Source organism: Plantactinospora solaniradicis, from assembly GCF_042658085.1.
GTDB lineage: Bacteria > Actinomycetota > Actinomycetes > Mycobacteriales > Micromonosporaceae > Plantactinospora > Plantactinospora solaniradicis.
Map to the genome: position 1 here is coordinate 1 of NZ_JBHSPR010000003.1, position 13,472 is coordinate 13,472.

The window sequence follows — 13,472 nt, forward strand, 5'->3', positions numbered from 1 at the left end:
GGCCAGGTCATCCACCTCACCCGCGGTCAGCACCGGCAACTGCGACAACCGCCGACCCGCATCCGCCGCCACCGCGGTCAGCACCGTCGTCAGATGCCCGGCGAGCCGATCGATGGTGGAACGGTCGAACAGCGCGGTGCTGTAGTGCAGCAGCCCGACGAGATCGTCGCCGCGCTCGGTGAAGCGCAGGGTCAGGTCGAACTGGGACTCCGGAACGTGGACGTGGAACGGCTCGGCGTCGAGACCGGCCAGCGAGACCCGCTCGTCCCCGACCCGGTCGATCGTGAACATCACCTGGAACAGCGGGTTCCGGTCACGTTGCCGGGCCGGCCGGACCGCCTGGACAACCTGCTCGAACGGCACGTCCTGGTGGGCGTAGGCGCCCAGCGCCGCACGCCGGACCCGGTCGAGGAGCTCGGCGAAGGTCGGATCGCCGGACAGGTCGGTCCGCATGACGAGGGTATTGACGAAGAACCCGACGATGTCCTCGACCTCGGCCCGGTTCCGACCGGCGAACGGGGCCCCGACGACGATGTCGTCCTGCCCGCTGTAGCGGCCCAGCACCGCGCTGAACGCGGCCAGGAACGTCATGAACATCGTCGCGCCGCTCTGTCGGGACAACTCCCGCAACGCCGCCAGGATGTCGCCGGGCACCATGAATTCGACCAGGTCCGCCTCCCGCGACCAGACCGTCGGCCGCAGCCGGTCGGTGGGCAGCTCCAGCACCGGCACGTCGGCGAGTTGCTCACGCCAGTAATCCAACTGCCGATCCAGCACCTCACCGTCGAGCGTCTGCCGCTGCCAGACGGCGAAGTCGGCGTACTGCAACGCCAGCGGCGGCAGCGGTGACGCCTCGCCCCGCCGGAACGCGTCGTACAGCGCGGCCAGGTCACGGCGGAGCACAAGCGCCGACCACTCGTCCGTGATCACGTGGTGCCACAGCAGGCCCAGTACGTACTCGCGCTCGCCGAGGTGGGCCAGCCGCGCCCACAGCAGCGGACCCGCCGACAGGTCGAACCGCGCGGCGGCGTCAACGGCGAGCAGGGCACGGGCCGCCGCCCCCGGGTCCGGCTCGGCGCTGAGGTCGGTGATCCGCAGGTCGAAGCCGGACGCCGGGTCGACGACCTGAGCGCCGGTGCCGTCCTCACCGGCGACCAGCCGGGTACGCAGCATCTCGTGCCGCACCACCAGCGCGTCCAGCGCCGCGCGGAGGGCGTCAACGTCGAGCTCGCCGCGCAGCCGGACCGCCTCGGTGTTGTGGTATTCGGTCGAGTCCGGGGCGAGCTGGGCCAGGAACCACAACCGCTGCTGCGCGAACGACAACGGCAGCGGCCCGGTACGCGGGACCGGGGTCGGCGGTGGCGCGTCCACCCGCACCCCGCCCTGCTCCACGACAGCGGCGAGGCCCGCGACGCTCGGGTGGTCGAAGACGGTCACGAGGGACATCTCGACGTCGAACACGGACCGGATCCGCGAGACGACCTGGGTGGCCAGCAGCGAGTTCCCGCCGATCTCGAAGAACTCGTCGTCGACACCGATGCCGTCGACCCCGAGGACCTCCGACCAGATGCCGACGAGGAGTTCCTCGGTAGGGGTACGGGGGCGGTGGTACTCGTCGACGAGGTCGGGGCGGACCGCGTCGGGTGCGGGCAACGCCCGACGGTCGGTCTTGCCGTTGGGCGTCTGCGGCAGCGCCGCGAGCCACACGAACGCCGACGGCATCATGTGCTCGGGCAGGGTCCGGCTCAGGTGGGTGCGCAGGTGACCGACCGGCGGGACGCCGGTGGCTTCGTCGACCGGGACGAGATAGGCCACGAGCCGCGCGTCGTCGCCGTCGGTACGGGCCACGACCGCGACCTCGGCGATGTCCGGGTGGCCGAGGAGGGCGCGTTCGACCTCGCCGGTCTCGATCCGGAAACCACGGATCTTCACCTGCTCGTCGACCCGGCCGAGGAACTCGATCCGGCCGTCGTTGCGCCGCCGCACCCGGTCACCGGTACGGTACAGCCGACCGCCGTCGGCGGCGAACGGGTCGGCGACGAACCGTTCCCCGGTCAGGTCGGGCCGGTTGCCGTACCCGCGCGCCAATGCCGGCCCCGCAACATACAGCTCACCCACCGCGCCGACTGGGACCAAGTCCAGCGACGCGTCGGCGACGTAGAGGCGCAGGTTGGGCAGGGGGTGGCCGAGGAGTACCTGGCCGCGGTCCAGGACGGTGGCGGTGACGCCGATCGTGGTCTCGGTCGGGCCGTAATGGTTGACCACGGCCACCCGGTCGCCGGCGGCGGCGAGCAGGTCGGCGACCAGACCGGACGGCGCCGCCTCGCCGCCCAGCAGCAGCGTCCGGGCCGGCAGCAGATCGGCGGCCCCCCGCTGGCGGACCAACGCGGCCAGGTGCGACGGGACGATCTTCAGATAGTCGATGTCGTGTTCGGCCAGGTACCCGGCGACCGCGTCGGCGTCCATCGCGATCCGCGCCCCCGGCGCGTGCAGGGTACCGCCGGTGGCCAGGGACACGAACATCGTCGTGTTACCGAAGTCCGTCGCGATCGGCTGCAGCAGCAGGTACCGCCGGCCGGCGCCACCCAGCCGCGCGGGACCGGCGACAGCGTGCACGTAGTTGACCAGACCACGGTGCGTCACCCACACACCCTTCGGCCGGCCCGTCGAACCCGACGTGTAGATCACGTACGCCGGATGGTCCGCCAACACGGCGACATCCGGCCGGGTCCCGGGTTCGGCGGCGATCGAAGCCGCGACGAACTCATCGTCAACAGCGAGCGTGCGCAGCCGGCCGGCGGGCAGTTCGTCCAGCACATCCCGCACGCCGAGCACGACCATGGCCCGGCTGTCACCGAGCATGTACGACAGACGCTCCGTCGGATAACCGGGATCCAACGGCAAATAGGCGGCGCCGGCCTTCCACACCGCCAGCAGCGCCACCACGACCTCGACGCCACCACCGAGGCACAACCCGACCACCGTCTCCGACCCGACACCCAGCCGCCGCAGATGATGCGCCAACCGGTTCGACCGCGTCTCAAGCTCGGCATAACCCAGCTCGACACCGTCGGCGACGACCGCCACCCCCGCCGAGGCGGTGACCAACTCGTGCATCCCGCCGACCGTGGCGACCGGCACCATGGTCGCGTTCCACCCGACCAGCTCCCGCCGCTCCTCGATCGTGGTCCGGGGCAGGGCGGACAACCGGACCGCCGGGTCAGTGGTGACCGTCGCCAGCAGCATCAGCAGCCGGTCGACCCAGCGTCGCATCGTGGCCTCGTCGAACAGCGCGGTGCTGTACTCGATCGCCCCCGACAACACCCCATCGACGTCATCGAAGATCAGCCGCAGGTCGAACTTGATCGAGATCGGGGACGGGATCTTCGCCACGGTGATCCCGATCGTCGGGTCCACCTGCGGCGCCGCACCGCCCACGTCGCCCTGGTTGTAGTTGAACAACACCTGGAAAATCGGGGTACGCGACCGGTCCCGATCATCGACCAAAGCGTCGACGAGTTGCTCGAACGGCAGGTCCTGATGGGCGTAGGCGCCCAGCGCCACCTGCTTGACCCGCCCGACAAGCTCGGCGAACGACGGATCCCCCGACAGGTCGGTACGCAACACCAGAGTGTTGACGAAGAACCCGATCAGCTCCTCGATCTCCGCCCGGTTACGGTTCGCGATCGGGGTTCCCGCGACAATGTCGTCCTGCCCGGAATACTGCGCCAACAGCACCGTGTACACCGAGAACAACGTCATGAACGTGGTCGCGCCGGCATCGCGGGCGACCGCCCGCAACCCGGCGGTCACCGCCGACGGCACGGTGAACTCGACCCGCGCCCCGGCAGAGGACCGTACCGACGGCCGCGGCCGATCCGTCGGAATCCGCAACGTCGGCGCCCCCGCCAGCCGCTGCCGCCAGTAGTCCAGCTGCCGGTCCAGCACCGCACCGGTCAGCCACTGCCGCTGCCACACCGCGAAATCGGCGTACTGCACCGTCAGCGGCGGCAGCGGCCCCCGGTACAACGCGGTCAACTCACGCTGCAACAACCCGACCGACCACTCGTCGGACACCACGTGATGCGAACACAGACTCAACACGTGGTCACTGGCGCCCAGCCGCAGCAGCCGGGCCCGCAGCAACGGACCGGTGGCCAGATCGAACGGCTCCACCGCATCCGCCGCCACCCATGCGACGGCCGCGGCCAGCGGATCCGCCTGCCCGCTCAGGTCCGTCACGACCAGACCCGACGCGGTGAACTCGTCGACCACCTGATACGCGCGGCCGTCCGCACCGGTCACCAGCCGGGTCCGCAACACCTCGTGCCGACGCACCAGCTCGTCCAACGCGCCGCGCAACGCCTCCACATCCAGCGCACCGGTGATCCGCAGCGCCAGGGGCTCGTTGTACTCCGCCGAGTCCGGCTCCAGCTGATGCAGGAACCACAACCGCTGCTGCGCGAACGACAACGGCAGCTCGCCGGCACGCGGCACCGCCACGATCGGCGGGGCCACCTCACCCGGCACCGCACCATCCACCGCGCCGGCCAATCGCGCGATCGTCGGGCCCTCGAACAACACCGCCAGATCGAGCTCCACCTCGAACTGGTTGCGCACCCGCGACATCACCTGCGTGGCCAGCAGCGAATGCCCGCCCAGGTCGAAGAAATCGTCGGTCACCCCGACCCGCTCCAGGCCCAACAGCGCCGCCCACAACCGCGCCAGAACCGTCTCGGTCACCGTCCGCGGCGCCTCGAAACTCGCCGCCAGCTCCGGCCGCGCCGCCTGCGGATCCGGCAGCGCCGCCCGGTCTACCTTCCCGTTCGGGTTCAGCGGAATCGCCGCCAGCGGCACATACACCGACGGGACCAGATAGTCCGGCAGCCGGGTCCGCAAAAACGCCCGTAACTCGCTGGCGCTCAACGGCACACCGGACACCAGGTACGCGATCAGCCGCCGGTCGTGCGCCTCACCGCGCGCCACGACCACCGCATCACTGACCCGCGGGTGGGCCAGCAGCGCCGCCTCCACCTCACCCGGCTCGATCCGCACCCCACGAACCTTCACCTGCTGATCGATACGGCCCAGGTACTCCAGTTGCCCGTCGCCGCGCCAGCGCACCAGGTCACCACTGCGATACAACCGCGCCCCGCCACCGGTGAACGGGTCCGCCACGAACCGCTCCGCCGTCAACGCCGCACGGCCCGCGTACCCGCGACCCACCCCGACACCAGCGACGTACAACTCACCCGGCACCCCGACCGGCACCGGCCGCAGGAACGCGTCCAGCACCAGTGTGCGCGCGTTGCCGATCGGGCGTCCGATCGGCGGCGTCGCGGTGTCGCCCCGCTCACAAACCGCCGACGTCGACTCGATCGATGCCTCCGTCGGCCCGTACAGGTTCCCGACCGTCGCAGTCGCGTTGCGGGCGTGAAACCGCGCCACGTCCTCACCCGACAACGCCTCACCGCTACAGAACACGTACCGCAGACACGGCAGCGCCGGCAGCGCGGGATGCTGGGTGAACAGCCGGAACAACGACGGCACGAACTGCACCGCCGTGATCCGACCCGACTCCAGCAGCGAGATCACATAGTCGAGGTCACGGTGCCGGCTCGGCTCCGCCACCACCACCTCCGCACCGACCGCCAGCGGCCAGAACAGCTCCCACACCGACGCGTCGAAACTCAACGGCGCCTTGTGCAGCACCCGATCCGCCGCAGCCAGCGCCCACACCTCCTGCATCCGCACCAGCCGGTTCACCACACCCCGATGACCCACCAGCACACCCTTCGGCATGCCCGTCGAACCCGACGTGTAGATGACATAAGCCAGCTGGTGCGGATCCGTCACCAGCCCCAGCCCGGCACCCGACTCGCCGTCGACCGCCGCCCGGGTCCGCGGATCGTCCAGCACCGCGACCACACCCACGTGCTCGGCGAACACCGCGACCCGCGCCGCAGTACCGATCACGACCGACGCCCCGCTGTCGGACACCATGTACGACAGCCGCTCCGCCGGATAGTCCGGGTCCAACGGCAGGTACGCACCGCCGGCCTTCCAGATCGCCAGCAGCGCCACCACCATCTCCAGGCTGCGTTCCAACGCCACACCCACGACCACCTCGGGACCCACCCCGAGACCGCGCAGGTGCCGGGCGAGCCGGTTCGCGGCCGCATCCAACCCGGCATAACTCAACGAATCCCCGGCACAGCTCACGGCGACCGCATCCGGCGTCCGAACCACCTGCGCCTCGAACAGCTCCTGCACTCCCGCCACCGGCACCACCGGCGCCCCGGTGTCGTTCCACTCCGACAACACCAGACGGGTCTCCGCCTCGTCCAGCATCGGCAGCTCCGACAAGCGCAGAACTCGCGGTCGGCGACGCCGCCCCCGGCCTTTGGACGCCGCGCCCGGCGCCGCGGAAAGCAGGACGGCAAGGTGGCCGTGCAGCCGCCGGATCGTCGCTTCGTCGAACAACTCCGACCGGTAGCGCAGCGACGACCCGTCCTCGCCGTGGCACAACGCGATGTCCGGCGGTACGACGTCCTCGGCCACGCCGACCAGCTCGGCGTCCAGGTCGTCGGTCCACCGGCCGACGCCGAACCGACGCTCACGCGCTCCCGGGACGTCGAACACCACCTGAAACCAGGGTCGCCCACCGGCGGCAGGCTGGTCGGCGACAGCCTCGCCAAGGCTCCGTCGCGTACGTTCGATGAAATCGTCGAGGCGCGGATCACCGGACAGATCACCACGCACCGGCACCAGGACCCCGGTGCGTTCATCGGCCACACCGACGACGAACTCCGACCGCCCGGTGTAACGCCCAAGCAGGATCAGGAACGCGGCGAGTACCACGTCCCGGTCGCCGGGCAGCGACCCGAACCGCGCCTCGACGGTCCGCGCGCCACGTCCGGCCGACCGGGGATGATCCGTGGCAAGCTCCAGCGTGTACCGCGGCGCAGCGGCCGGCTCCGCCAGCGGCGGGACGGGCCGGCCCGCCCGGGCCGCCGCGTAGGCCGCTGGCAGGCCGACGAGTAGGGCTCCGCCCACCGCTTCGGCGCTCGGACCGGACACGGCCAGGCGCAACAGATGATCGTCCGGGCCGATGGTCATCAGACGCCCTACGACGGCGGAATCGGCGCCGGACTCCAACGGCAACGCCAGCGCCTCCCGGATCACCACGTCGCGATCCGGGACGGAGTCCGCCACCGTGGTCTCGAACCTGGTCCCAGGCCCGCCAAGCGCCTCAAGGGCCGAGCCCAAGGCAGCGACGTCGAGCAAACCCGTCAGGCGAAACGCTATCCGCATGGCCACTCCACTCCTGGGACCGAACGAAGCCGGTAGCTCAGACCGCCTGACACCACGGCGGCGTCACCGGTCCAGCCACCGGATGGACCGTCCCGCCGGGGCGGGGGCGGGCGCCATCACGGCCGGGCTGTCTCGGCCGGGTCGATCTCGGCCGGGCTGCCTCACGAGTGCTCATATCCCGGCCAATAAGGACATTGACAGGCGCCCGGGACAGGGACAAGGAAGACCACAAGGCCGTCAGAGCGGCCCCATCGCGGCTCCAGAACCGAGCCACCGCAGTCGACCGCGCCCCGCGTCGACCGCCGGACCCGCCTGCCTCGGCCTTCGGTGGCCGATCCGTTCGGCGGTAGCTGTTGTGCCTCAGGATGGCGGCCAGGCGGGCCTCGCCGACGCGGCGCATCGCCTCGGGTGTGGGGTAGTCGGCGATTGCCAGTTCCAGAGCGCCACGTACCCGAACCTCCGCACACAGCTGGTTTGTGCCGGTGTCCCCAGCGCACCGCTGCTGTGGGTAGACCCGGTGACGGTGGAGGCGCTGGGCTCTGCAGGTGCCGTTCGGGCCGACCGAGCCTCGGGTTCGGTCAGGGTCGGCGTAGCCGTGCACCGTTGTGGAATCCAGCCTGAGCCGCCGGGCCCCGGCTGCCACACCGCCAACACGCCGCGTACCATGGCGTCCTCCGCCGCGGCGGGCCATGCCCATCACCCCCGGACGATCCCCGGGAACTCAACCCCGGACACGGGCAATACACCCAAAATCGGGGTGGCGTGAGGCTACTTTTGGGGGAGGCTAGCTGGAGCGACGTCAGCGAACGTTGAAGCATGAAGCTACGTACGCTCGCCGTGGCAGGAGCCACAATTATCGCCCTCGCCGGGTGCAGCAGTGGCGGTGGAGATTCCGATGCCGAGCCGGCCGCCGCGCCCAGCGCGGACGATCGCCAGCAGACGCTCACCGAGGCTGCCAAATGTGCGCGCGAAAACGGGCGCCCTGACTGGCCTGACCCTCAGCTCGACGACAATGGTGAATGGGCGTTTCCGGAGGACGTGCTCGACACGCGACCACCGGCCGCCTGCGACGATCTGTTCCGCTCCGCAAAAGGAGCAGCGCCGCCGTCACGCGCACCGTTGAGCGCTGCGGACATGGATCAGTTGCGCAAATGGGCCGAGTGCATCCGTTCACACAACATACCCAACTGGCCCGATCCTGACTCCGAAGGCGTCTTCATTCCGCCATCGGATATGCACCCCCTGGAGAACAATTCCGCGTGGCGCGGCGCAAGGACGGCTTGTAAGTCGCAGGAGCCACCCAATGGTGCCAGGGTAAGGCTTCCACCTGGGATGGCGACAAAACCGGCTCGGTGAGCCTCGACATCGAAGAGAGGCCCGGATCGCAACGACCTGCGATCCGGGCCTCGTCGCGCCGAGACGCCCTCGGCATGCCCTTCCGCTCGAATCACCTACGCGAACGCCCTAATCCCAGTCTGCCGGCCAGGTCCGGGACCGGCCGATGCGGCTCAGCCGGTCGACCTGTGATGCATCAGGTGTGGCATCGGCTGGCGAGTTCGGCGCTCAACCATCGACCGGCGAACTGGGCGCCCTCGTCGCCGCGGACGAGTGTGAAGTGCGTGCCGGGGGCGTGAAGGATTTCCGACGTGTCAGGGAGCATCGCGAGCCACTGCTTGAGCGTCGCGTCCTGCACCCGCGGCGTGTCCTCCTTGGGGATGAACAACACGACCCGGCCGTCATGGCGTACCTGCCGCCTGGCGAGAAGCGCCCGGTACTGGGCAGCGGCCAGGTTGTTGATCAGGCCGGCTCGTCCGGCTCGCAACTGCCGCGCCTCCCCCGCCTTCACAGCGGCCACACCGTCGTCGTCGATGTTCCAGGACTCGAGCAGTTCCTTCTCGGCTGACGGCCGCAGTGGGTTGCCGTTGTCGATCGCCTTGGTGAGTGCACGCACGAGCCGGAGGATCGCCTTACGGTCCCGGCGCATCCGACGCCTGCCGACCAGTTGGTGCAGCGGTGGTCCGACCAGGAACACGTCGGCGGTGTCGCTGCCCAGCTGACGTGCCATTTCGAGGGCGACGTAGCCGCCCATCGACCAGCCGGCGAACAGATACGGGCCGCTGGGCTGGATCCTGCGGACCTCATCGAGGTACGTGCGGGCCATCTCCTCGACCGTGGTGAGGGGTTCCTCGTCGTCGACCAGACCACGTGACTGCAGGCCGATAATGCGCTGTCCGTCAGCGAAATGGCTGGCGATCCCGGCGTAGTCGGTGACACTGCCCGTGCCGGAGTGGACGAAGAACAGCGGCGGGTCGTCGGTGCCTCGGCGGATCTGCACCGCCGAGCGCGAAGGCCCTGTCTCGGACTGGTCACCGAGCAGCGGTGCCAGTCCCGCGATGGTGGGGTGGTCGAACAGGTCGCCGATGCTGACCTCGTGACCGGTGCCGCGAAGGCGGGCGACGAGCTGGGTGGCGAGCAGGGAGTGGCCGCCGAGTTCGAAGAAGTTGTCGTGCACGCCGACCCGCTCGACACCCAGCACCTCCGCCCAGATCCCGGCCAGGGTGTGCTCGGTCGCGGTGCGTGGCGGGGTGTAGGCGTCGACGAGATCCGGTCGTGCCCCGTCCGGGCTGGGCAGCGCGGCGCGGTCGAGCTTGCCGTTGCCGGTCAGCGGGATAGCGGCGAGTTCGACGAACACGGCGGGGATCATGTGCTCGGGCAGCCGGGCGGTCAGAAACGCGCGCAGGTCCGCGACGGGCGGGATACCGGTGGCGGCGTCGGCCGGGACGAGGTAGGCGACCAGCCGCCGCTGCACGGCTACGCCGTCGGCCACGACCACCGCCGCGGCGAGCATCGGATGCGTGGCGAGTACCGCCTGGATCTCGGCCGGTTCGATCCGGTGTCCGCGTACCTTGACCTGGTCGTCGGCGCGGCCGTAGAACCCGATCAGCCCGTCCGGACGCCATGCGACGACATCCCCGGTGCGGTACAGCCGTGATCCGTCTGTGGTGAACGGGTCCGCCACGAAGCGTTCCGCGGTCAGCTCCGGTCGGCCCCGGTACCCACGGGCCAGGCCCGGTCCGCCGACGTACAGCTCGCCATGCACTCCGACGGGTACCGGCCGAAGGGCGCGGTCCAGCACGTGCAGCCGCAGGTTCGGCAGCGGCGCGCCGATCGGCACCACCGCATCATCGAGCATGGTTCGCGCCAGCTGGACGGTGGCCACGCCGATCGTGGTCTCGGTCGGGCCGTAGTGGTTGGCCACCACCCGCTCCCCGGCGGCGGCGACGATCTCGCGGGCCAGCCCGACCGGGGTCGCCTCACCACCGAGTACCAGCGTCCGGCCCGGTAGCAGGCGTGCCAGTTCGGCCCCGCCGGTGAGACCGGCCAGATGCGACGGCACGATCTTCACGTAGTCGATGGCGTGATTGGCCAGGTAGCCCGCGACCGCCTCCGGGTCGGTTACCGTCGCCGGGTCGACGAAGTGCACACATCCACCGGTGGTCAACGCGGTGAACAACACCGTGTTCCCGAAGTCCGTGGTCGGCGGCTGCAGCAACGCGTACGACCCGCCCGGCGCGCCGATGCCCAACCGGGCCGGCACTCCGGCCACATAGTTGACCAATCCACGGTGGGTGACCTGGACCGCCTTCGGCTGACCGGTCGATCCGGAGGTGAACATCACGTACGCCACCCGATCCACCGCGGCCGGCACCCGTGGCGGCGTGTCCGGCAGTCCGGCCAGCATCGTCTCGACCAGTGGGTCGTCCAGCAGCACCGTCCGCAGCCGGCCCACCGGCAGCTCTCCGACCGCGTCGGTGGATCCGACCAGGACCGACACGCCGCCCTCGGCCAGCATGAACGCCGAACGCTGCGTAGGCGCCCCGGCGTCCATCATCAGGTACGCCCCGCCAGCGGCCCACACGCCCAACATCCCGACCACAACGTCGATCCCGCGCTCCACCGCCAGGGCGACCACCGATTCCGAGCTCACTCCCACTGACCGCAGATAGTGCGCCAGCCGGTACGCCCGGGTCAGCACCTGCCCGAAGGTGAACGCCTCATCGCGGCACACCACCGCAACCGCGTCCGAGTCGACATGCCGGGCGACCAGCTCGTGCACTCCGGCTACGGCCGGTACCGGGGCATCCTTGGTCTTCCAGGCTGACAGCTGGGCCGCCTCCGCTCCCGTCAGCAGCCCGACCCGAGACAGCCGCGTCCCGGTATCTCCGGTCACCTCGATCAGCAACTGCAGGAAATGCCCGATCATCCGCCGGATCGTCGACTCGTCGAACAACCGCGTCGCGTAATGCACCGCACCGACCAGACCTCTACCACGTTCCGTCACGATCAACCGCAGGTCGAACTTCGCCAGGGCCTCACTCGTCCGACCGACAGTCTCGCCGTCGCCGTCGCCGTCGCCGTCGCCGGTGCCGTTGTTGGTGTTGGTGTTGGTGTTGGTGTTGTCATCGGTGAAGTAGTTGAACAGCACCTGGAACAACGGGGTCCGGGAGCGGTCCCGATCCGTGACCAACTCGTCGACGAGACGCTCGACCGGCACATCCTGATGCGCGAACGCGGCGAGGGCCTCCGACCGCACCCGGCTCAGCAACTCGGCAACGGTCGGGTCGCCGGACAGGTCGGTGCGTAGCACCAGGGTATTGATGAAATAGCCGATCAGGCCCTCGATCTCGGCCCGGTTGCGGTTCGCGGTCGGGGTGCCCACCACGACGTCGTCCTGACCCGACCACCGGCTCAGCAACATCGTGTACACACTGAACAGGGTCATGAACATCGACGCCCCGGACGCACGGGACACCACCCGCAACGCCTCCGCGACCTCGTCCGGGATCATGAACTTGATCAGCGCGCCTTCCGAGGACCGCACCGCCGGCCGCGGCCGATCCGTCGGCAACTCCAGCGTCGGCACACCCGTCAACCGCTGCCGCCAGTAGTCGAGCTGTTCCTCGAGGACGTCGCCGGTCAGCCACTGCCGCTGCCACACCGCGAAATCGGCGTACTGCACCGGCAACGGCGCCAAACCCGACTCTGTTCCTTCCAGGGCCGCGGCATACAACACGTCCAACTCACGGCGCAGGATGTTGGCCGACCACTCGTCACCCACCACGTGATGCATCGCCAGCGCCAGCACATGCTCATCCGCGGCCACCCGCAGCAGGCTCGCCCGGAACAACGGCCCGGCCGCGAGGTCGAACGGCACCACCGCATCGGTGGCCAGCCACGCCCGTACGGCGGCGGCCGGGTCTGGTTCGCCGGACAGGTCGATCAGCGGCAGGTCGAACGGTGCCGGCGGGTCGACCACCTGCCACGGCACCCCGTCAGCATCGGCGACCAGCCGACTCCGTAGCACCTCATGCCGGGCAACCAGCCCGCCAAGCGCCGTGGCCAGCGCCTCCACCGAAAGCTCGTCGGCCAGGTGGATCGGCATCTGCATGTTGTACTCGATCGAGCCGGGGTCGAGCTGGGCCAGGAACCACAGGCGTTGCTGCGCGAACGACAACGGCAACAACCCGTCGCGGTCCACCCGAACGATCGGCGGGGTATCGGTCCCCTGCGCCGATGCGTCGATCACCTCGGCGAGACCCGCGATCGTCGGACCGTCGAACAACGCCGCGACCGGCACCTCCACGGCGAACACGGCCCGGATCCGGGACACCACCCGGGTGGCGAGCAGGGAATGCCCGCCCAGGGTGAAGAAGTTGTCGCGTACCCCGATCCGGTCCACGCCCAACAGCTCGGCCCAGATCCCGGCCAGGAGTTCCTGTGTCGGCCCGGACGGGGCGACGTACGCGTCGGCCAGGTCCGGCCGGACACTGTCCAGCTCCGGCAACGCGGCCCGGTCGACCTTGCCGTTCGCGGTCAGCGGCAGACTGGTCAGTTCCACGAACGCCGCCGGGATCATGTACTCCGGCAGCCGGGTCCCGGCCCAGCCCCGCAACTCCTCCACCGCGGGCATCCCGACCACCGCGTCGGCGGGCACCACATACCCCACCAGCCGCCGGTCCGCGTCGGCGCCGGCGGCGACGACGACCACCTCACCGATGCCCGGATGCGTCCGTAGTACCTGCTCGACCTCACCGGGTTCGACCCGGAACCCACGCACCTTCACCTGGTCATCGGCCCGGCCGACGAACTCCAACACC

The 13,472-nt window shown here is 70.0% G+C and carries 3 protein-coding genes; 1 reads left to right on the top strand and 2 read right to left on the bottom strand.

Annotated elements, in window-relative coordinates; genetic code table 11:
* On the bottom strand, positions 1-7,215 hold a 7,215-nt coding region (locus ACFP2T_RS05455; protein ID WP_377417997.1), incomplete at its 3' end, for an amino acid adenylation domain-containing protein.
* Positions 7,216-8,130: 915 nt separating this feature from the next.
* Here ACFP2T_RS05455 and ACFP2T_RS05460 point away from each other — a divergent pair.
* The gene (locus tag ACFP2T_RS05460; RefSeq protein WP_377417999.1) at positions 8,131-8,670 is read left to right on the top strand and encodes a chromosomal replication initiator protein DnaA; all 540 of its coding nucleotides are present in this window, start codon (positions 8,131-8,133) and stop codon (positions 8,668-8,670) included.
* A gap of 175 nt (positions 8,671-8,845) precedes the next feature.
* On the opposite strand, the gene ACFP2T_RS05465 is transcribed toward ACFP2T_RS05460, so the two are convergent.
* Positions 8,846-13,438: an amino acid adenylation domain-containing protein gene (locus tag ACFP2T_RS05465; RefSeq protein ID WP_377418001.1), complete on the bottom strand. Its 4,593-nt coding sequence runs from the start codon at positions 13,436-13,438 to the stop codon at positions 8,846-8,848.
* Positions 13,439-13,472: the final 34 nt, after the last annotated feature.